Origin of the sequence: Pseudomonas sp. B21-012, from assembly GCF_024749305.1 — a bacterium.
Classification (GTDB): Bacteria; Pseudomonadota; Gammaproteobacteria; order Pseudomonadales; family Pseudomonadaceae; genus Aquipseudomonas.
Map to the genome: position 1 here is coordinate 2,025,895 of NZ_CP087197.1, position 20,182 is coordinate 2,046,076.

At 59.2% G+C, this 20,182-nt stretch carries 14 protein-coding genes, 2 tRNA genes, 3 rRNA genes and 1 pseudogene; 11 read left to right on the top strand and 9 right to left on the bottom strand.

Annotated features, from left to right (window positions below):
• The first annotated feature begins 16 nt into the window (after positions 1–16).
• Positions 17–1,828 (top strand): aminopeptidase P family protein, encoded by a 1,812-nt coding sequence (locus LOY37_RS09285; RefSeq protein WP_258716694.1) that lies wholly within the window; start codon positions 17–19, stop codon positions 1,826–1,828.
• Positions 1,829–1,887: 59 nt separating this feature from the next.
• Here the strand turns inward: LOY37_RS09285 and LOY37_RS09290 are convergent, their stop codons facing one another.
• Both LOY37_RS09290 and rhtA read right to left on the bottom strand, forming a co-directional pair.
• Positions 1,888–2,169, bottom strand: coding sequence for a hypothetical protein (locus LOY37_RS09290; RefSeq protein WP_045202036.1), 282 nt, complete (start codon positions 2,167–2,169; stop codon positions 1,888–1,890).
• A 185-nt stretch (positions 2,170–2,354) separates the two neighbouring features.
• On the bottom strand, positions 2,355–3,242 hold the full coding sequence (rhtA, locus tag LOY37_RS09295) for a threonine/homoserine exporter RhtA (RefSeq protein WP_045202035.1): 888 nt from the start codon (positions 3,240–3,242) through the stop codon (positions 2,355–2,357).
• Between the two features lie 596 nt (positions 3,243–3,838).
• Between rhtA and LOY37_RS09300 the strand changes: the two genes are divergently transcribed.
• The 5 genes from LOY37_RS09300 (at position 3,839) to rrf (ending at position 8,986) form a co-directional block, all read left to right on the top strand.
• Positions 3,839–5,375: ribosomal RNA gene (locus LOY37_RS09300) — 16S ribosomal RNA — on the top strand.
• An 85-nt stretch (positions 5,376–5,460) separates the two neighbouring features.
• Positions 5,461–5,537, top strand: a tRNA-Ile gene (locus LOY37_RS09305).
• 10 nt (positions 5,538–5,547) lie between these two features.
• Positions 5,548–5,623, top strand: a tRNA-Ala gene (locus LOY37_RS09310).
• 222 nt (positions 5,624–5,845) lie between these two features.
• Positions 5,846–8,736, top strand: a 23S ribosomal RNA gene (locus tag LOY37_RS09315).
• 134 nt (positions 8,737–8,870) lie between these two features.
• Positions 8,871–8,986: ribosomal RNA gene (gene rrf / locus LOY37_RS09320) — 5S ribosomal RNA — on the top strand.
• The 16S, 23S and 5S rRNA genes sit together here with 2 tRNA genes alongside, the layout of an rRNA operon.
• A 124-nt stretch (positions 8,987–9,110) precedes the next feature.
• On the opposite strand, the gene queD is transcribed toward rrf, so the two are convergent.
• Both queD and LOY37_RS09330 read right to left on the bottom strand, forming a co-directional pair.
• A complete protein-coding gene (queD, locus tag LOY37_RS09325; RefSeq protein ID WP_010226613.1) occupies positions 9,111–9,467 on the bottom strand; it encodes a 6-carboxytetrahydropterin synthase QueD in 357 nt (118 codons plus the stop codon).
• A 49-nt stretch (positions 9,468–9,516) separates the two neighbouring features.
• Complete coding sequence (locus LOY37_RS09330) at positions 9,517–10,599, bottom strand: patatin-like phospholipase family protein (protein ID WP_258716695.1); 1,083 nt, start codon at positions 10,597–10,599, stop codon at positions 9,517–9,519.
• A 159-nt stretch (positions 10,600–10,758) separates the two neighbouring features.
• On the opposite strand from LOY37_RS09330, the gene LOY37_RS09335 reads away from it, so the two are divergent.
• The 4 genes from LOY37_RS09335 to LOY37_RS09350 are packed head-to-tail and all read left to right on the top strand — an operon-like array spanning position 10,759 to position 13,365.
• Entirely contained in the window at positions 10,759–11,067 is a 309-nt protein-coding gene (locus tag LOY37_RS09335) for a PepSY domain-containing protein (RefSeq protein WP_093385069.1), read from the top strand.
• Entirely contained in the window at positions 11,067–11,381 is a 315-nt protein-coding gene (locus LOY37_RS09340; protein WP_258716696.1) for a PepSY domain-containing protein, read from the top strand. Before LOY37_RS09335 ends, LOY37_RS09340 begins: the two co-directional genes overlap by 1 nt.
• On the top strand, positions 11,381–12,049 hold the full coding sequence (locus LOY37_RS09345; protein WP_045201340.1) for a response regulator transcription factor: 669 nt from the start codon (positions 11,381–11,383) through the stop codon (positions 12,047–12,049). Before LOY37_RS09340 ends, LOY37_RS09345 begins: the two co-directional genes overlap by 1 nt.
• Positions 12,046–13,365 carry a sensor histidine kinase gene (locus tag LOY37_RS09350; protein WP_258716697.1) on the top strand — a complete coding sequence of 440 codons (1,320 nt, stop codon included), beginning with the start codon at positions 12,046–12,048 and terminating at the stop codon, positions 13,363–13,365. Before LOY37_RS09345 ends, LOY37_RS09350 begins: the two co-directional genes overlap by 4 nt.
• 45 nt (positions 13,366–13,410) lie before the next feature.
• On the opposite strand, the gene LOY37_RS09355 is transcribed toward LOY37_RS09350, so the two are convergent.
• The 4 genes and pseudogenes from LOY37_RS09355 to LOY37_RS27550 all read right to left on the bottom strand — a co-directional run.
• Positions 13,411–14,262, bottom strand: a complete 852-nt coding sequence (locus LOY37_RS09355; protein ID WP_258716698.1) for a proline/glycine betaine ABC transporter permease — start codon at positions 14,260–14,262, stop codon at positions 13,411–13,413.
• Positions 14,259–15,245: an ABC transporter substrate-binding protein gene (locus tag LOY37_RS09360; protein WP_258716699.1), complete on the bottom strand. Its 987-nt coding sequence runs from the start codon at positions 15,243–15,245 to the stop codon at positions 14,259–14,261. Before LOY37_RS09360 ends, LOY37_RS09355 begins: the two co-directional genes overlap by 4 nt.
• A gap of 104 nt (positions 15,246–15,349) precedes the next feature.
• The gene (locus LOY37_RS27545; RefSeq protein ID WP_371128684.1) at positions 15,350–16,105 is read right to left on the bottom strand and encodes a methyl-accepting chemotaxis protein; all 756 of its coding nucleotides are present in this window, start codon (positions 16,103–16,105) and stop codon (positions 15,350–15,352) included.
• A 102-nt stretch (positions 16,106–16,207) separates the two neighbouring features.
• Positions 16,208–17,497: pseudogene (locus LOY37_RS27550) on the bottom strand (HAMP domain-containing protein); the annotation flags it as partial.
• A 269-nt stretch (positions 17,498–17,766) separates the two neighbouring features.
• Between LOY37_RS27550 and LOY37_RS09370 the strand changes: the two are divergent.
• Complete coding sequence (locus tag LOY37_RS09370; RefSeq protein WP_045201345.1) at positions 17,767–19,086, top strand: Na+/H+ antiporter family protein; 1,320 nt, start codon at positions 17,767–17,769, stop codon at positions 19,084–19,086.
• A gap of 26 nt (positions 19,087–19,112) precedes the next feature.
• On the opposite strand, the gene LOY37_RS09375 is transcribed toward LOY37_RS09370, so the two are convergent.
• A complete protein-coding gene (locus LOY37_RS09375) occupies positions 19,113–20,117 on the bottom strand; it encodes a FecR family protein (protein ID WP_258716701.1) in 1,005 nt (334 codons plus the stop codon).
• Between the last annotated feature and the right edge of the window lie 65 nt (positions 20,118–20,182).

Sequence of the window (20,182 nt, forward strand, 5' to 3'; positions counted from 1 at the left end):
GGTAGCAGGAGTCAGCATGAACATTCAGTCTTCAACGCAGGAAGCGGTGAATACGCGCCTGGAACGTATTCGTGAAGTGATGCAGCGCGAAGGCGTCGATGCCCTGTTGGTGCCTTCGGCCGACCCGCACCTTTCCGAATACCTGCCCGGTTATTGGCAGGCCAGGCAATGGTTGTCCGGGTTCCATGGCTCGGTCGGCACCTTGATCGTCAGCGCCGACTTCGCCGGCCTGTGGGCGGACAGCCGCTATTGGGAACAGGCAGAAAAGGAACTGGCGGGCACTACCATCGAACTGGTGAAGTTGCTGCCAGGCAAGCCCGGTCCGCTGGACTGGCTGGCCGAGCAGGCACCTGAAGGCGGCGTGGTTGCGGTCGACGGCGCGGTCATGGCCCTGGCATCTGCACGCCAGCTGGGCGAGCGGCTCAAGGCGCGCAACGTGCGTTTGTTAAGTGATAGGGATCTGCTCGGGCAAATCTGGGCTGACCGCCCGGCGCTGCCGGAAAACCCGGTGTACCAGCACCTGCCGCCCGAAGCCACGGTCAGTCGTGCCGAAAAGCTGGCCAACCTGCGTCAGGCCATGGGCGAGCGTGGCGCCGACTGGCACTTCATCGCCACTCTGGACGACATCGCCTGGCTGTTCAACCTGCGCGGCAGTGACGTTTCCTACAATCCAGTGTTCGTCTCCTTTGCCCTGATCAGCCAAGGTCAGGCCACCCTGTTCGTCGCCCTGAACAAGGTCGACGAACATTTGCGTCATGTGCTGGAAGTCGACGGCATCAGTTTGCGCGACTATGCCGAGGTTGCCTCGGCACTGGCCGCGATTCCCGCTGGCGCCAGCCTGCTGATCGACCCGGCCCGAGTTACCAGTGGCCTGTTGGCCAATGCCGCCAATGGCGTTCGCCTGGTAGAAGGGTTGAACCCGACCACGCTGGCCAAGTCGCAGAAAAGCGCAGCCGACCTTGCACATATCCGCAAGGCCATGGAGCAAGATGGCGCGGCGCTGTGCGAATTCTTCGCCTGGTTCGAGGCGGCCCAGGGGCGCGGCGAGCCGATCACCGAGCTAAGCGTGGATGAACAGCTCAGTGCTTCGCGTGCACGTCGCCCGGGGTTCGTCTCGCTGAGCTTCTCGACCATCGCCGCCTTCAATGCCAATGGTGCCATGCCGCATTACCGGGCAACCGACGAATCCCACGCGCGCATTGAAGGCGATGGTCTGTTGCTGATCGATTCCGGCGGACAGTACCTGGGCGGGACTACCGACATCACCCGGATGGTGCCGATAGGCAACCCCACTGTTGAACAAAAACAGGACTGCACCCGGGTACTCAAAGGTGTCATTGCTTTGTCCCGCGCGCGTTTCCCTCGCGGCATCCTGTCGCCACTGCTCGATGCCATAGCCCGTGCGCCCATCTGGGCGGAGCAGGTCGACTACGGTCATGGCACAGGGCATGGTGTCGGCTACTTCATGAATGTGCATGAAGGGCCGCAGGTGATTGCCTATCAGGCCGCCGCCGCGCCACAGACCGCCATGCAGGCGGGAATGATCACCTCGATCGAGCCCGGTACCTATCGTCCCGGCGAGTGGGGCGTGCGTATCGAGAACCTGGTGTTCAACCGTGAGGTGGGCAAAAGCGCGTTTGGCGACTTTCTCGAGTTTGAAACCCTGACGCTGTGCCCGATCGATACCCGCTGCCTGCTGACGCAGCGATTGAGTAATGAGGAGCGTGACTGGCTCAATGGCTATCACGCAGAGGTGCGCAAGCGCCTTTCGCCATTGTTGGAGGGGCCTGCGTTGCGTTGGTTGCAGGTTCGTACGGAATCGATCTGATATTTAAACGGCAGTGACAGCAAGGGCGGCCTGTGGGCTGCCCTTGTTTTTTGATCAGCTTACTTGCAGATGACGATCATGCTGCGGCTGGTGTAGCCAGCAGGGTTGAGGCCAAAAGGATAGTCACCGGGCTCGGCATCGCCGTCACCTGAACGGGCAATGACTTTATAGCCTTTGCTGCCGCAGGAGGCTTCGGCCTTGGCGTAGCATTTGTCCCAAGATGAAGACAGGCCAGAGCAGTTGATGTGCAGGCCTTTCTTGCCTCGTTTGACTTCGGTGCTCGCCGTCGCCGCACACCCCGCGATGGCCAAAATGGCTAGGATGAGCAAAATTCGTTTCATTCCTGTCCTTAATGCGTACCGGGTCTACTGCCCGTGTCTAATTTCCCGTGCTTCGTCCCTGATGCCTCTTCGCGTCCCTGTCTTGTCAATTAGATATCTTTAAGGTTGACGTTATATGACAGCTTAAAGATGGTGGAAGTCCGGCACAATGACCAGCGTCTATTTAAATGCAAATATTTCTCAAATCAGTCAGCGGCAACCAGCGCCGGGCGTTCCTTGCGCAGTGACAGGGTGGCGCCAACTGAGGCGGTAATGATTGCGGCAATAGCCAGCCATTGCGCTACGGTCAGCACTTCGCCCAGGAACAGCAAGCCTGATAGTGCGCCGAACGCGGGTTCGATACTCATCAAGGTGCCGAAGGTCCGGGCGGGCATGCGTGTCAGGGCGACCATTTCCAGGCTGTAGGGCAGGGCTGTGGAGAGTATCGCAACGCCCAGGGCGATAGGCAGCAGTGATGGGGTGAGCAGCGCGCTACCGGCATGGGCTATGCCGATGGGGGCGACGAACAGCGCGGCAATCATCACGCCCAGGGCGGCGGTCTGGATGCCGTTCTCGGCACCGGCCTTTTGCCCATATAGAATGTACAGCGCCCAGCACACGCCGGCGCCCAGTGCGTAGCCTGCGCCAACCAGGTCGATGCCGGCGCTGGTCTGGCCGATCGGAATCAACAGCAGCAAACCAATTACCGCCAGGCCGATCCAGAGAAAATCCACGACCCGTCGCGACGCGTAGAGGGCGACGGCTAGCGGGCCGGTAAACTCCAAGGCGACGGCAATGCCCAGTGGCACGGTGCGCAGCGACATATAGAAGAGGAAATTCATCCCGCCCAGGGCCATACCGTAGATGATCACGGTGCGCAGGGTGCTGGCACTGAGCCTGGCGCGCCAGGGGCGCAGCAGCAACAGCATGATGATGCTGGCAAAGATCAGGCGCAGGGTGGTGGTGCCTTGTGCGCCCACTACCGGGAACATGCTCTTGGCCAGCGAGGCCCCGGACTGGATCGAGGCCATGGCGATCAGCAGCAAGCCAATAGGGAAGAGAGTGGCGGCCAGGCTGCGGGGTTGGCTATTCATTGCGGGAGGGCATTCCTTATATAGGTACTAGCGCGGGCAGACTATGATGCGCAAAGGCCCAAAAATGAGCAATATACTGCTCATTATTCTTTTGTTCGGGGTTTTCTGAATTAACCCTTGACGTCCGATTTAATCTCTCTATAATTCGCCCCACTTCCGGCGCAGTCGGAACTGAAAACTCCTTGAGTTTCAAAGAGTTAGCGGTTCCAGGGTCATCCGGAGGTGCTTCGGTCGAAAGATCGGCAGCGGTGAAAAAGGCGGTTGACAGCGGTTTGAAACGCTGTAGAATTCGCCTCCCGCTACGAGAGATCGCAGCGAGTCAAGTGTTTGAAGTGAAACGAAAAACTTCAAAATAAACGCTTGACAGGCTCTGAGGAAAGCGTAGAATGCGCGCCTCGGTTGAGACGAGAAGCTCTTAACCAACCGCTCTTTAACAACTGAATCAAGCAATTCGTGTGGGTGCTTGTGAGCTCAGACTGATAGTCAAAAAGATTATCAGCATCACAAGTGGCTACACGAAAATCGAAAGATTTGAAAGTAAGTCATTTGAGATTGCTGAGCCAAGTTTAGGGTTTTCTCAAAACCCAAGCAGTATTGAACTGAAGAGTTTGATCATGGCTCAGATTGAACGCTGGCGGCAGGCCTAACACATGCAAGTCGAGCGGATGAGAAGAGCTTGCTCTTCGATTCAGCGGCGGACGGGTGAGTAATACCTAGGAATCTGCCTGGTAGTGGGGGACAACGTTTCGAAAGGAACGCTAATACCGCATACGTCCTACGGGAGAAAGCAGGGGACCTTCGGGCCTTGCGCTATCAGATGAGCCTAGGTCGGATTAGCTAGTTGGTGAGGTAATGGCTCACCAAGGCGACGATCCGTAACTGGTCTGAGAGGATGATCAGTCACACTGGAACTGAGACACGGTCCAGACTCCTACGGGAGGCAGCAGTGGGGAATATTGGACAATGGGCGAAAGCCTGATCCAGCCATGCCGCGTGTGTGAAGAAGGTCTTCGGATTGTAAAGCACTTTAAGTTGGGAGGAAGGGTACTTACCTAATACGTGAGTATTTTGACGTTACCGACAGAATAAGCACCGGCTAACTCTGTGCCAGCAGCCGCGGTAATACAGAGGGTGCAAGCGTTAATCGGAATTACTGGGCGTAAAGCGCGCGTAGGTGGTTCGTTAAGTTGGATGTGAAATCCCCGGGCTCAACCTGGGAACTGCATCCAAAACTGGCGAGCTAGAGTAGGGCAGAGGGTGGTGGAATTTCCTGTGTAGCGGTGAAATGCGTAGATATAGGAAGGAACACCAGTGGCGAAGGCGACCACCTGGGCTCATACTGACACTGAGGTGCGAAAGCGTGGGGAGCAAACAGGATTAGATACCCTGGTAGTCCACGCCGTAAACGATGTCAACTAGCCGTTGGAATCCTTGAGATTTTAGTGGCGCAGCTAACGCATTAAGTTGACCGCCTGGGGAGTACGGCCGCAAGGTTAAAACTCAAATGAATTGACGGGGGCCCGCACAAGCGGTGGAGCATGTGGTTTAATTCGAAGCAACGCGAAGAACCTTACCAGGCCTTGACATGCAGAGAACTTTCCAGAGATGGATTGGTGCCTTCGGGAACTCTGACACAGGTGCTGCATGGCTGTCGTCAGCTCGTGTCGTGAGATGTTGGGTTAAGTCCCGTAACGAGCGCAACCCTTGTCCTTAGTTACCAGCACGTTATGGTGGGCACTCTAAGGAGACTGCCGGTGACAAACCGGAGGAAGGTGGGGATGACGTCAAGTCATCATGGCCCTTACGGCCTGGGCTACACACGTGCTACAATGGTCGGTACAGAGGGTTGCCAAGCCGCGAGGTGGAGCTAATCTCACAAAACCGATCGTAGTCCGGATCGCAGTCTGCAACTCGACTGCGTGAAGTCGGAATCGCTAGTAATCGCGAATCAGAATGTCGCGGTGAATACGTTCCCGGGCCTTGTACACACCGCCCGTCACACCATGGGAGTGGGTTGCACCAGAAGTAGCTAGTCTAACCTTCGGGAGGACGGTTACCACGGTGTGATTCATGACTGGGGTGAAGTCGTAACAAGGTAGCCGTAGGGGAACCTGCGGCTGGATCACCTCCTTAATCGACAGACATCAGCTGTCTTATGAGCTCCCACACGAATTGCTTGATTCATTGAAGAAGACGATATCGGTAACAGCTCTTAACTGGGTCTGTAGCTCAGTTGGTTAGAGCGCACCCCTGATAAGGGTGAGGTCGGCAGTTCGAATCTGCCCAGACCCACCAGTTTCTTGTTGGGGCCATAGCTCAGCTGGGAGAGCGCCTGCCTTGCACGCAGGAGGTCAGCGGTTCGATCCCGCTTGGCTCCACCACCCCTTGCTACCGTGTCAAAGCTTAGAAATGAATATTCGCGTCGAATATTGATTTCTGAACTTTTTCAGAATCGTTCTTTAAAAATTTGGGTGTGTGATAGAAAGATAGACTGGACAGCACTTTCACTGGTGTGTGTTCAGGCTAAGGTAAAATTTGTGAGTAATTACAAGTTTTCGGCGAATGTTGTCTTCACAGTATAACCAGATTGCTTGGGGTTATATGGTCAAGTGAAGAAGCGCATACGGTGGATGCCTTGGCAGTCAGAGGCGATGAAAGACGTGGTAGCCTGCGATAAGCTTCGGGGAGTCGGCAAACAGACTTTGATCCGGAGATCTCTGAATGGGGGAACCCACTCAGCATAAGCTGAGTATCTTGTACTGAATACATAGGTGCAAGAGGCGAACCAGGGGAACTGAAACATCTAAGTACCCTGAGGAAAAGAAATCAACCGAGATTCCCTTAGTAGTGGCGAGCGAACGGGGACTAGCCCTTAAGTGGCTTTGAGATTAGCGGAACGCTCTGGAAAGTGCGGCCATAGTGGGTGATAGCCCTGTACGCGAAAATCTCTTAGTCATGAAATCGAGTAGGACGGAGCACGAGAAACTTTGTCTGAATATGGGGGGACCATCCTCCAAGGCTAAATACTACTGACTGACCGATAGTGAACCAGTACCGTGAGGGAAAGGCGAAAAGAACCCCGGAGAGGGGAGTGAAATAGATCCTGAAACCGTATGCGTACAAGCAGTGGGAGCCTACTTTGTTAGGTGACTGCGTACCTTTTGTATAATGGGTCAGCGACTTATATTCAGTGGCGAGCTTAACCGAATAGGGGAGGCGTAGCGAAAGCGAGTCTTAATAGGGCGTTTAGTCGCTGGGTATAGACCCGAAACCGGGCGATCTATCCATGGGCAGGTTGAAGGTTAGGTAACACTGACTGGAGGACCGAACCGACTACCGTTGAAAAGTTAGCGGATGACCTGTGGATCGGAGTGAAAGGCTAATCAAGCTCGGAGATAGCTGGTTCTCCTCGAAAGCTATTTAGGTAGCGCCTCATGTATCACTGTAGGGGGTAGAGCACTGTTTCGGCTAGGGGGTCATCCCGACTTACCAAACCGATGCAAACTCCGAATACCTACAAGTGCCGAGCATGGGAGACACACGGCGGGTGCTAACGTCCGTCGTGAAAAGGGAAACAACCCAGACCGTCAGCTAAGGTCCCAAAGTTATGGTTAAGTGGGAAACGATGTGGGAAGGCTTAGACAGCTAGGAGGTTGGCTTAGAAGCAGCCACCCTTTAAAGAAAGCGTAATAGCTCACTAGTCGAGTCGGCCTGCGCGGAAGATGTAACGGGGCTCAAACCATACACCGAAGCTACGGGTATCACTTAGGTGATGCGGTAGAGGAGCGTTCTGTAAGCCTGTGAAGGTGAGTTGAGAAGCTTGCTGGAGGTATCAGAAGTGCGAATGCTGACATGAGTAACGACAATGGGAGTGAAAAACTCCCACGCCGAAAGACCAAGGTTTCCTGCGCAACGTTAATCGACGCAGGGTTAGTCGGTCCCTAAGGCGAGGCTGAAAAGCGTAGTCGATGGAAAACAGGTTAATATTCCTGTACTTCTGGTTATTGCGATGGAGGGACGGAGAAGGCTAGGCCAGCTTGGCGTTGGTTGTCCAAGTTTAAGGTGGTAGGCTGAGATCTTAGGTAAATCCGGGATCTTAAGGCCGAGAGCTGATGACGAGTTGCCATTAGGCGACGAAGTGGTTGATGCCATGCTTCCAAGAAAAGCTTCTAAGCTTCAGATAACCAGGAACCGTACCCCAAACCGACACAGGTGGTTGGGTAGAGAATACCAAGGCGCTTGAGAGAACTCGGGTGAAGGAACTAGGCAAAATGGCACCGTAACTTCGGGAGAAGGTGCGCCGGTGAGGGTGAAGGACTTGCTCCGTAAGCCCATGCCGGTCGAAGATACCAGGCCGCTGCGACTGTTTATTAAAAACACAGCACTCTGCAAACACGAAAGTGGACGTATAGGGTGTGACGCCTGCCCGGTGCCGGAAGGTTAATTGATGGGGTTAGCTAACGCGAAGCTCTTGATCGAAGCCCCGGTAAACGGCGGCCGTAACTATAACGGTCCTAAGGTAGCGAAATTCCTTGTCGGGTAAGTTCCGACCTGCACGAATGGCGTAACGATGGCGGCGCTGTCTCCACCCGAGACTCAGTGAAATTGAAATCGCTGTGAAGATGCAGTGTATCCGCGGCTAGACGGAAAGACCCCGTGAACCTTTACTATAGCTTTGCACTGGACTTTGAATTTGCTTGTGTAGGATAGGTGGGAGGCTTTGAAGCGTGGACGCCAGTTCGCGTGGAGCCATCCTTGAAATACCACCCTGGCAACTTTGAGGTTCTAACTCAGGTCCGTTATCCGGATCGAGGACAGTGTATGGTGGGTAGTTTGACTGGGGCGGTCTCCTCCTAAAGAGTAACGGAGGAGTACGAAGGTGCGCTCAGACCGGTCGGAAATCGGTCGTAGAGTATAAAGGCAAAAGCGCGCTTGACTGCGAGACAGACACGTCGAGCAGGTACGAAAGTAGGTCTTAGTGATCCGGTGGTTCTGTATGGAAGGGCCATCGCTCAACGGATAAAAGGTACTCCGGGGATAACAGGCTGATACCGCCCAAGAGTTCATATCGACGGCGGTGTTTGGCACCTCGATGTCGGCTCATCACATCCTGGGGCTGAAGCCGGTCCCAAGGGTATGGCTGTTCGCCATTTAAAGTGGTACGCGAGCTGGGTTTAGAACGTCGTGAGACAGTTCGGTCCCTATCTGCCGTGGACGTTTGAGATTTGAGAGGGGCTGCTCCTAGTACGAGAGGACCGGAGTGGACGAACCTCTGGTGTTCCGGTTGTCACGCCAGTGGCATTGCCGGGTAGCTATGTTCGGAAGAGATAACCGCTGAAAGCATCTAAGCGGGAAACTTGCCTCAAGATGAGATCTCACTGGAGCCTTGAGCTCCCTGAAGGGCCGTCGAAGACTACGACGTTGATAGGTTGGGTGTGTAAGCGCTGTGAGGCGTTGAGCTAACCAATACTAATTGCCCGTGAGGCTTGACCATATAACACCCAAGCAATTTGAGCGAAAGCCAGATTGCGGTGTTGTGAAGACTGCACAGCCGAGAATTTGTAACTCACAAACATCACATACCCGATTCGCTGGAGTGTCTAACAAGACCTTCTGGCAACAGAATTTCTTGACGACCATAGAGCATTGGAACCACCTGATCCCATCCCGAACTCAGCAGTGAAACGATGCATCGCCGATGGTAGTGTGGGGTTTCCCCATGTGAGAGTAGGTCATCGTCAAGATTAAATTCCGAAACCCCTATCTGCATATGCAGGTAGGGGTTTTGTCTTTTCAGCGCCCGGCTGGATAAAATGCCGGCCCAAAAAAACCACCCCGCAGGGTGGTTTGTTCGCTTCCTTCGCCGACTCAGTCGCCGTAGTACTCGCAACCACTGGTGCAGGTCTCGTGAATGCGCACCTTGGACAGCTCTGGCAGCAGCGGCTTGACCTGGTCCCAGATCCACTTGGCGATCACTTCGCTGGTCGGATTCTCCAGGCCTGGAATGTCGTTCAGGTAGTTATGGTCCAGTTGTTCGTACAGCGGCTTGAAGATCGCCTTGATCTCGGAGAAGTCGCGGATCCAGCCGGTATGTGGATCGAGCGGGCCGGTCAGGTGCAGGGCAACCTTGAACGAATGGCCATGCAGGCGACCACACTTGTGCCCTTCAGGCACGTGAGGCAGGCGGTGGGCCGATTCGAACGTAAACTCTTTGAAAATTTCCACGATATCTTGACTCTGTAAACCAATGCTGGCGGCCAGTTTACCAGCATGGTTACTTCAGTGGTTGCAGATGCGTGTGCAGCTTGCCGGTTTCTATCAGTTCGAGCAGCTCGTCGCCCAGGCGCTGGCTTTCAGCCATTGCCTTGTGCCAATAACGCTGACGGCTGCCCGCATCGCCCATGAAGCGCTTGAAGTCGCTACGATCCGGCAGCTTGCCGTAGGGCAGGCTGGCCAGGTACTGCGGCGAAGGCGCAAGCAGCAGCACATTGCGCAAGCGCTGGGTATCCCCACGGCGCCACGGCAGGGCCTTGTCGAACCAGCCGGGGATGACCTTGTCGGTGAAGTGCGGATAGAGCACCAGGTCATCGCCGGCAAAAGGCAGATCAAGGTGATAGTCCAGCAAGCCACCATCTCGATAGGTCCCCTGACCGACACCCGGAATATCGCGTACGCCTTGCATGACCATCGGGATCGACCCCGAGGCCAGCAGGCCATGGCGCAAATTGGCAACATCCAGTGGCAGGCAGCGCGAGGGGAAGTCCGTCAGTGGCTGCAATGGCGGAGCGCTGCGGGCGTCGTGCAAGATGATTCGCTCGAAGTGCCGCGACAGGCGTGCACGGCCAATCAGGTTGTCAGCGATGACCGATGACAGGCCCATGCCCAGGCGCGCGCGGTGATCGTCAGCAAGCAGGCCATGGCTTTTGACCACCATGATGTTCAGGCGGTAGCCCGGGCTTGCGAGTATCTGTGCGTCGCGGTTTTCGAGCAGTTCATCGAGCATGCGCTCGCAGCTGCGGCTGACTTCGGCCTGGGTCACGCCCTTGGCAAAGTCCTGCTCGGTGTACAGCTGGCCCAGGCGCTGCAGGGCCTGGGCGGGGTTGGGCAAGCAGGCGCTGGCAAAGCGCCAGGAGCCGATGGATGCGCCGATCAACGCCCGCTCACGGGGTGCGCTGGGCAACCAATGGCCGAACAACGCCAGGTCCAGGCCTTGTATGCCGAGGGCCTTGGGCCCTCCAGCTGCACCCGGCAGCACACCCACATCGGCAGCCTGTAATCCACGCTCGCGGATGCGCTGCAACGCGCGATTGCCGGCCTTGAGCGTCAGCGCCGGGGACTTGATATGGATTGCACTCATACGGGCCTCGCTGTCTTGAGCCGCTAATTATAAAGAACAGCGCTCCGGAAGTGGGGCAGGGCTGCGCTATCATGTCGCCAGTTGTTTTCAGCTTCAATTAAGTTCGGTTGGGTACTCTAGGCCCCGTAGAAACATTTTTGATCTCAACGGAGAGACACCATGAAAACTTTGACTGCCCTGTTCGCCACTGCTGCCCTTGCCCTGAGCGCCAACGTTGCAATGGCTAAAGATGTACAGCCTGACGAGGTCGTAAAACTGGTCAACGCCAAGACCATCAAGTCTCTGGACGAACTCAAGGCCGCCGCAGTAGCCAAGCACCCAGGCGCAACCGTCACCGATTCCGAGCTGGAAGACGAGTACGGCCGCTACATCTACAAGGTCGAACTGCGTGACGCTCAGAATGTCGAGTGGGATGTCGACATGGATGCCAAGACCGGTGAAATCCTCAAGGATGCCCGGGATAACTAATGACCGTTCGATCGCGAACAGCACAGACACTTCTCATCGCGCTGTTGGCCCTCTGCTCGCTGGCTTCGGCCCGCGACCTCGATCAGGATGAAGCCCTGCAATTGCGTCAGCAGGGCGTGATCCTGCCGCTTGAGCAACTGCTGCAGTCCGCCCTGGGGCGTTACCCCGGGGCGAAACTGCTGGAAGCGGAGCTGGAAGAGAAACACGACAGGTATGAGTACGAGGTCGAATTGCTGACCCCTGAAGGCGTGGTACGCGAGATCAAGCTCGACGCTACCAATGGAGTGCTGCTCAAAGACGAGGAAGATGACTGATGCGCCTGTTACTGGTCGAGGACAACGTGCCGCTGGCGGATGAACTGACCCAGAGCCTGCAACGCCAGGGCTATGCGCTCGACTGGCTGGCCGACGGCAGGGATGCGGTCTACCAGGGCAGCAGCGAACCCTATGACCTGATTATTCTCGACCTCGGCTTGCCTGGCTTGCCGGGGCTTGAGGTACTGGCCCAGTGGCGGGCATCGGGGCTGGTGACACCGGTGCTGATCCTCACCGCGCGCGGCTCGTGGGCCGAGCGTATCGAGGGGCTCAAGGCCGGTGCCGATGATTACCTGAGCAAGCCCTTTCATCCAGAAGAGCTGCAGCTGCGCATCCAGTCGCTGCTACGTCGTGCCCGCGGCCTGGCCAACCAGCCGACCCTTGAAGCCGCCGGCCTGCAACTGGACGAAGGCCGCCAGTGCGTGACCCGCGCCGGCGTCGACATCCAGCTCACCGCTGCCGAGTTTCGCCTGTTGCGCTACTTCATGTTGCACCCGCAACAGATCCTGTCGAAAAGCCACCTCGCCGAACACCTTTACGACGGTGAAACCGAGCGCGATTCCAACGTTCTCGAAGTGCACGTCAATCACCTGCGCCGCAAGCTCGGCCGTAGCGTGATCGAAACCCGCCGTGGCCAGGGTTATCGCTATGCCGGGAGCTGCGAGTGAAGTCGATTCAGGCACGCCTGAGCCTTGGCCTGATTGCGGTACTGGTGCTGGTCGGGCTGGCCCTGGCGCAGATCAGCCTGTGGCTGTTCGAGGCTGGCCTGCAGCGCTACCTGGAGACCGGTCTGCGCAAGGAGAGCGAAAACCTGCTGGTGGCCCTGGTACGCGGGCAGACCGGCCTTGAACTGGATGAGCGGCGAATTTCCTCGGCCTATAAGCGGCCGTTTTCCGGCTATTACTTTCGCATCGATTTTGACGGCGGCAACTGGCGCTCGCGTTCGTTGTGGGACATGGACATGCCGGCGCCGCAAACCCCGGGGCTGCACGCTGGCCTGGAGCTGGGGCCGGAAGGCCAGCAACTGCTGGTGCTGCGGGCCGATTACCGGCGCCTGGGCCAGGCGATTTCCATCAGCGTGGCCCAGGACTACACCCCGGTGCGCGATGGCTTCAGGCGCATGCAGCAGATCGGCCTGGGGCTGGGCCTGGTCGCGCTGTTATTGATCCTGGTACTGCAACGCATCACCGTGACCCGCTCGTTGCGGCCGCTGGAGCGCGCCCGCGAACAGATCGCCCAGCTGCAGCAAGGCCAGCGTTCGCAGCTCGATACCCAGGTGCCTACCGAGCTTGAGCCCCTGGTCGCACAGATCAACCACTTGCTGGCCCACACCGAAGACAGCCTGCGTCGTTCACGCAATGCCCTGGGCAACCTCGGGCATGCGCTGAAGACACCGTTGGCGGTGCTGCTCAGCCTGGCCTCCAGCGAACGCCTCAAGGACCTGCCGCAAGTCCGTGCCCAGTTGCGCGACCAGCTCGAGCAGATCCAGCAGCGCCTGAGCCGTGAGCTCAATCGCGCGCGGCTGGCTGGCGATGCGTTGCCGGGCGCGCAGTTTGATTGCGATGCCGAGCTGCCCGGGCTGCTGTCGACCCTGGGCATGATCCATGGCGAAGGCCTGGAGTTGAGCAAGCAGGTGCCGCCCGGTTTGCTCCTGCCCTGGGACCGCGAAGACCTGCTCGAACTGCTGGGCAACCTGCTGGACAACGCCTGCAAATGGGCCGACAGCGAGGTGCAGTTGAGCATCGAAGAACAGCCGCAACGCTATTGCCTGTGGATCGATGATGACGGCCCCGGCATTCCGCAGGCGGCTCGTGAACAAGTGCTTGAGCGCGGTACCCGGCTTGACGAGCAGGTCGATGGCCATGGCCTGGGCCTGGGCATCGTGCGCGATATCGTCGAAGCCTGGGGAGGGCAGATACGTCTGCTTGAGAGCCCGCTCGGTGGCTTGCGGGTCAGCATCGAGCTGCCGCGCAGAGTCAGATAGCATCGCGGGGCAAGTCGGATCGCCGCACGATGAGGCCCGCAAATTTTAACCGCGCCGCGGTTGCCCGTACGCCTGACTGATCCGGTCGATCACCATCGCCAGCGCCACAATCGCCAACCCGGCCTCCACACCCTTGCCGACATTGAGCGTCTGGATCCCTGCCAGCACATCCTCGCCCAAGCCGCGCGCGCCAATCATCGAGGCGACCACCACCATCGACAGCGCCATCATCACCGACTGGTTGAGCCCGGCCATGATGCTCGGCAGCGCCAGCGGCAGTTGCACCCGCCGCAGCCGCTGCCAGCGACTGGCGCCCAGGCCGTGGGCCGCCTGGGTCAGGCTCGGGTCGATCTGGCTCAGGCCCAGTTCGGTCAGGCGGATCAACGGCGGCAGGGCGTAGATCAAGGTGGCGAAGATCGCCGGTACCTTGCCCAGGCCGAACAGCATCAGCACCGGGATCAGGTAGACGAAGCTGGGCAGCGTTTGCATGACATCGAGCACCGGCATCAGCAGCTTGCGCGCCAACGGTCGGCTGGCCAGGAGGATGCCGAGCGGGACGCCGATCAATACGCACAGGCCGGTGCTCACCAGCACCAGTGCGCAGGTCTGCAGGAGCTTGTCCCACAGGCCGACCACGCCGATCAGAAACAACAGGCCGCTGAGCACCAGGGCGCGGGTGATGCTGCGGCTGGCGTGCCAGGTCATCAGCGCGACAATCACCAGCAACAGCCACCAAGGCGCCAGGCGCAGCAGGTTCTCGAGGCCAACCAGCACCTGCAGCAAACCATCGGAAACGTTGCGCAGCTGGTCGCCGTAAGCCAGCACCAACCAATCGACAAAACGGTTAACGGCATCGGCAAAGGAGAAGTGCAGCGCTTCGGGAAAGCCTCCACTCACAGGCTGGCCTCGACCTTGCTGGCAACTTCGGTGGGCAGCCAGGCTTTCCAGATACCAGGGTTATCGCGCATGAACCTGAGCGCGGCATCCTTGGGCGATTCGCGCTTTTCGCTCATCTGCGCCAGGGTCTTGTTCAGGGTATCGATGGGCAGGTCGACCTTGGCGAAGAACTCGACCAGTTCGGGATAATCGGTTTTGAATGGCGCCGAAACACCGATGGACAATTTTGCCGGCAACGAGCGCGTGCCTTGCGGGTTGGGGTTGCTGGCATCGGTCAGGGTCTTCCAGGCTTGGGCATCGAAAGCGGGTTCTTCCAGGCGCACCAGATCGTAGCGGCCCATCAGCGGGGTAGGGCTCCAGTAGTAGAACAACACAGGCTTGCCGCGGCGGATTGCCGAGGTGATTTCAGCATCGAGCGCCGCGCCCGAGCCACTGCGAAAGTTCACGTAGTCCTGGTCCAGCCCGTAGGCCTTGAGCTTCTGGCTGTTGACGGTCTCGGAGGTCCAGCCGCTGGGGCTGTTGAGGAAGCGGCCCTTGTCGGGGGATTCGGGGTCCTTGAACACGGCCTTGTACTGTTTGAGGTCGGCCACCGAGCGCAGCTTTGGCGCCAGATCCTTGATCACGTAGGCCGGCACATACCAGCCCTCATCGGCGTTCTTCACCGTATCGCCGATGCTGAACACCTGGCCGGCCTGCTCGGCCTCGATCCAGGCCGGGCTGCGGCCGGCCCATTCCTCACCGATGACCTGGATGTCGTTGCGCGCCAGCGCCACTTCCATGCTCACGGTGCTGCCGGGCAGGGTATCGGTGGGGTAGCCGTAGCCTTTTTCGACAATCAGCCGCAGGATTTCGGTGGTGAGGCTGCCGCTTTCCCAGGTGATGTCGCCAAAGCGAATGGGCGTGGATTTATCGGCGGCGTCGCTTAAGGTGACCAGGCCCAGCGACAGGAAGGCGCTGGCCAGCAAGGTGGTGATCGGCTTCATTGTGCCTCGCTCGCAGGGTAGGGAGTCCGGCAAGTGTAGTAGACCGATCGCGGGGCAAGCCTGCTCCTACAGATGAATAGGAGCAGGCTTGCCCCGTGAAGTTTCTACACCCGGAACTGATCCATCAGCCCCTGCTGCTGGTTGGCCAGGCTGTTGAGCGACTGGCTGACCCGCGCCGATTCGTTGGCCTGTTCCGACAGCGATTCGGTGACATCACGGATGGTCGCCACGTTGCTGTTGATTTCTTCGGCCACCGCGCTCTGTTCTTCGGCGGCGCTGGCGATCTGCAGGTTCATGTCGCTGATCACCGTGACCGCATTGCCGATCTGCTGCAGGGCGGTGACTGCCTGGCCGACCTGCTCGACGCTGCCCTGGGCCTGGCGATGGCTGCTGTCCATGGCGCCGACCACGTCGCGGGTACCGGCTTGCAGCTGTTCGATGACCTGGCGGGTTTCTTCTACCGATTCCTGGGTGCGGCGCGCCAGGTTGCGCACCTCGTCGGCAACCACGGCAAAACCACGGCCGGCCTCACCGGCACGCGCGGCCTCGATGGCGGCGTTGAGGGCCAGCAGGTTGGTCTGCTCGGCAATCGAGCGGATTACTTCCAGCACCGAACCGATCTTCTCGCTGTTCTCGGCCAGGCCCTCGACCTGACTCATGGCGGTGCTCATGTCGGCAGCCAGGGTGTCGATGCTGCTGGTGGTACGGTCGATCACCGCCAGGCCCTGGCGGGTGGCCTGGTCGGCGTCGCGGGCGGCCTGGGCGGCTTGCGCTGCGCTGCGGGCGACGTCCTGGGCGGTGGCGCTCATCTCATGGGAAGCGGTGGCCACCTGGTCGACCTGGCGATACTGCTGCTCCATGCCGGCGCTGGTCTGGGTGGCGATGGCCGAAGACTGGTCGGCGGTATCGCGGGCAGCCTGGACCGAGCGCTTGACCTCGGCAATGGTCGGTTGCAGCTTGTCGAGGAAACGGTTGAACCAGCCGGCCAGTTCGCCCAGCTCGTCGCGCTTGTCGTAGGTCAGGCGCCGGGTCAGGTCGCCTTCGCCGCTGGCGATGTCCTTGAGCATCGCCGCCACGCCGAGAATCGGCCGGGTCACGGTGCGCGCCATCAGCCAGATCAACAGCAGGCCGATGATGGCCGCCAGCAGGCCCAGGCCCAGCTCCATCAGGGTGCCGCTGGTGTTGCGCTGGTCGAGCTCTTGCTTGAGGGCTTCGGCCGGGCCGGTCAGGGCGCTTTCCGGCACGTCGAGCAGCACGCCCCAGGACTTGCCGCCAGGAATTGGCGCAAACGAAGCCAGCACTTTCAGGCGCTGGTTGTGGTGGATGCTGTGCAGCGGCGTGCTGTCGCCGAGCAGGCGGATCAGTTCGGCACCTTTTTCTGTGTCGACCTGGTCAAGGCGTTGGGCCAGCTTGCTGGCATCCGGGCTGTAACCGGCCAGCAGGCCCACGGGGCTGAGGATGCCGACCTGGGTCTGGCCCTGGTACAGATTGCGGCTGGCCTGTTGGCTCATGGCCTGCAGGCTGTTGAGGTTGATGTCGATGGACAGGGTGGCGATGACCTTGTCGGCCGCCTTCAGCGGGAACACGATGCTGGTCATCAGCACCTGCTGGCCGTTGATCTCATAGAAATAGGGCTCGATCACACAGACCTTGCCGGTGGTGCGCGGGCACACCGACCAGGTGTTGGCCGGCTCGCCGCTGGGGCCGATGCTGGTGTCGTTCATGTCGCGCTCGGGCAGCGCCATGGAGGTCAGCTGGCCCGGGGTCGGTTGCGACCAGTACAGGGCGAAGCGGCCTTTCTCGTTGCTGCCCAGTTCTTTCTGGTCGACGAACAGCGCGTCCTTGTTGTCCAGCGCGTTGGGCTCGAACACCAGCGACAGGCCGAGCAGGTCGGGGTTGGCCTGCAGGGCGGCGCGTACCTGGCGGGTCATGTCTTCGCGCAGGTCGAAGGCATCGAGGAAGCGTTTTTCGGCCTGCTCGCGCAAAAACAGCACCTGACGCGAGAAGCCGGCGCCGTACTGGTAGGCGTCCATGAACTGGCGACGGATGTTCAGCGCCTGGACTTCGCCCTGGGATTCAATGCGCCCCTGGGCTGCTTCGGTGAGCATCTGCATGCTGCTGGCCTTGACCAGTTGCGTGCTGTGCTCCATGCGATACAGCGAGAGTCCCACCAGCAGGGTGACGATGCCGGCCAGGCACAGGCCGGCCAGCAGGGTGATCTTCCACTGAATGGAAAGTTGTCTGAACGACATGGCGAAGTCCTTTGATCCTGAAAGATTGAGGCTGCCGACTATGTCGGCCGCGATGCCGTTTTCTTTATTCAAACGTTCAATTGAAATGCGTCGTTTTCGTCTATTCAAGCGACACGTTGTCGCAGGTCGCCAAGGCCTTTTTTTGACAAGTGCGGGGGGCTGCTTCAAAGTGTGCGCCCTCCCATAAAAATACCTGTCGTTCGGCCACTGCTCGCGGGCAGTCTGTCGCCGGATCGGTCGCTTTTTGTCTGGTTTCTAGAGGTTACAGAATGAATGCAGTAATTGCCGCGGTCGGCATCATGCTGATATTGAGCCTGTCCCGCGTGCATGTGGTGATTGCCCTGATCATCGGCGCCCTGGCCGGTGGCCTGGTGGGTGGCCTGGGCATCGAAGGCACGCTCAAGGCGTTCAATGGCGGGCTGGGTGGCGGTGCCACGGTGGCGTTGTCGTACGCCTTGCTCGGCGCCTTCGCCGTGGCCATCGCCAAGTCGGGCATGGCCCACGCCCTGGCCGACCGCGCCCTGGCCATGGTCGATCGCCAAGGCCATGGCGAAGGCGGCAAGGTCAAGTGGTTACTGATCGGCCTGCTGCTGGTGGTGGCGATTTCCTCGCAGAACATCCTGCCCATCCACATTGCCTTCATTCCGTTGCTGGTGCCGCCGCTGCTGTACGTGCTGACCAAGCTGCAGATCGACCGGCGCCTGGTGGCCTGTGTGATGACCTTCGGCCTGATCACCCCGTATATGTTCCTGCCAGTGGGTTTCGGCAATATCTTCCTCAATGAAATCCTCCTGGCCAACGTCAGCCGCAGCGGTGTGGATGTCAGCGGCGTAAACGTTACCCATGCCATGGCCATCCCGGCGGCGGGCATGCTCTTCGGCTTGCTGGTGGCGGTGTTCATCAGCTACCGCAAAAAGCGCGTGTACAACCTGGAGAAAATCGAGCAGGTCGAGCAGGTGGCGGTCAGCTACAACCCGCTGACCCTGCTGGTGGCGGGCGTTGCCATTGCGGCGGCGTTCATCATCCAGCTGTGGCTGGATTCGATGATCATCGGCGCCATGGCCGGTTTTCTGATTTTCTCGGTGTCGGGCATCGTGCGCTGGAAAGACACCGACGACCTGTTTACCGAAGGCATGAAGATGATGGCCATGATCGGCTTCATCATGATCGCCGCTTCGGGCTTTGCCGAGGTGATGAAGGCCACCGGTGAGGTCAAGACCCTGGTCGAGACTTCGGCGTCCTGGATCAACCACAGCAAGGGCGTCGGCGCACTGCTGATGCTGCTGGTGGGCCTGCTGGTGACCATGGGCATCGGCTCGTCGTTCTCCACCGTGCCGATCCTGGCAGCGATCTTCGTGCCGCTGTGCGTGCAGCTGGGCTTTGATCCTGTGGCCACGGTGTGCATCGTCGGTACCGCCGGTGCCCTGGGCGATGCCGGATCACCTGCCTCGGACTCGACCCTGGGGCCGACCTCGGGCCTGAACGTCGACGGCCAGCATCATCATATCTGGGACACGGTTGTACCGACGTTCATCCACTACAACCTGCCGTTGCTGGCATTCGGTTGGCTGGCGGCGATGATGCTCTAGGGCAGGGCGAGGGCTGAGCGCAAGGCTCAGCCTTTGGCGGGCGGCGGCGAGATGCGGTTGAGCACCATGTTGCCGTTCTTGTTCTGGGTCAGGTACACCGGCAGCACCTTGGGCAGGGTGCTGACCAGGCGCTTGATCTCGCTGGTGTTGTAGATGCCGCTGATGCGGATGCTGCCGGTACCGGTATCGGCCAGCAGCAGCGGTTTTTCCAGGTAGCGGTTGATCATCGGCAGGGCCTGGGCCAGGCTCTGGTTGTCGAGGATCAGCTTGCCCGTACGCCAGGCCAGGCTGTTGTCCTGGTTGGCGGTCTGGTCCAGACGTGGCTCATAGTCGCCGGTCTTGTAGCTGGCCTGCATGCCCGGGCCAAGGCGATAGCTGCTGTCGCTGGCGTTGCCGTCACTGCTGACCAGCACCGAGCCTTCGACCAGCGTGACTTTGACCTGGTCATCGTACTTCCACACGTTGAACTGGGTGCCGGTGACCCGCGTCCAGCCATTGGCCGCGTGCACCACGAACGGGTGCTGGCTGTCGTGACGGACCTTGAAGAACGCCTCGCCCCTGACCAGGGTTACCCGGCGCTCATCCTTGTAGTTGGTGAAGCGCAGTTCGGTATTGAGGTTGAGTTCGACTTCGCTGCCATCACTGAGCACCACGCGATTGACCCGCTCGCCGGTCTCCAGGGACTGGTAGCTATTGGGCAGCCAGCCTTGTTCCCAACCGATCCAGGCGCCGGCTGGCAGGGCGACCAGGGCGATGGCTGCGGCGCTGGCCAACCGTTGCCATTGGCTGCGCTGCGGTCGAGGCAGCGCTACGACGTTGTCCGGGAAACTGCGTGGCAAGTGATCGGCGGTTTGCCAGATCTCGACCATCGCCTGGTATTCCTGCAGGTGCAGCGGGTGGGCTTTCAGCCATTGCTCGAACGCGCGTCGCTCGGCGGCGGTACAGTCTTCAGCTTGCAGGCGCAGGCACCACTGTGCGGCGGCATCGGTGATGGCATCGTGTTCGGCGTCGCTGAGACTGGTGTGGTTCATTGAAACTCCCGGTTTTGTCCATTCTACCTTGCAGGGTAGGCGGGCGAGAACCGAGATAATGGCGA

What these genes read in the sequence shown, in the direction of transcription:
- LOY37_RS09285 (WP_258716694.1), top strand. Translation starts at nt 17, where the DNA reads ATGAACATTCAGTCTTCAACGCAGGAAGCGGTGAATACGCGCCTGGAA.
- LOY37_RS09290 (WP_045202036.1), bottom strand. Translation starts at nt 2,169, where the DNA reads ATGAAACGAATTTTGCTCATCCTAGCCATTTTGGCCATCGCGGGGTGT.
- rhtA (WP_045202035.1), bottom strand. Translation starts at nt 3,242, where the DNA reads ATGAATAGCCAACCCCGCAGCCTGGCCGCCACTCTCTTCCCTATTGGC.
- LOY37_RS09330 (WP_258716695.1), bottom strand. Translation starts at nt 10,599, where the DNA reads ATGAGTGCAATCCATATCAAGTCCCCGGCGCTGACGCTCAAGGCCGGC.
- LOY37_RS09335 (WP_093385069.1), top strand. Translation starts at nt 10,759, where the DNA reads ATGAAAACTTTGACTGCCCTGTTCGCCACTGCTGCCCTTGCCCTGAGC.
- LOY37_RS09340 (WP_258716696.1), top strand. Translation starts at nt 11,067, where the DNA reads ATGACCGTTCGATCGCGAACAGCACAGACACTTCTCATCGCGCTGTTG.
- LOY37_RS09345 (WP_045201340.1), top strand. Translation starts at nt 11,381, where the DNA reads ATGCGCCTGTTACTGGTCGAGGACAACGTGCCGCTGGCGGATGAACTG.
- LOY37_RS09360 (WP_258716699.1), bottom strand. Translation starts at nt 15,245, where the DNA reads ATGAAGCCGATCACCACCTTGCTGGCCAGCGCCTTCCTGTCGCTGGGC.
- LOY37_RS27545 (WP_371128684.1), bottom strand. Translation starts at nt 16,105, where the DNA reads ATGGAGCAGCAGTATCGCCAGGTCGACCAGGTGGCCACCGCTTCCCAT.
- LOY37_RS09370 (WP_045201345.1), top strand. Translation starts at nt 17,767, where the DNA reads ATGAATGCAGTAATTGCCGCGGTCGGCATCATGCTGATATTGAGCCTG.
- LOY37_RS09375 (WP_258716701.1), bottom strand. Translation starts at nt 20,117, where the DNA reads ATGAACCACACCAGTCTCAGCGACGCCGAACACGATGCCATCACCGAT.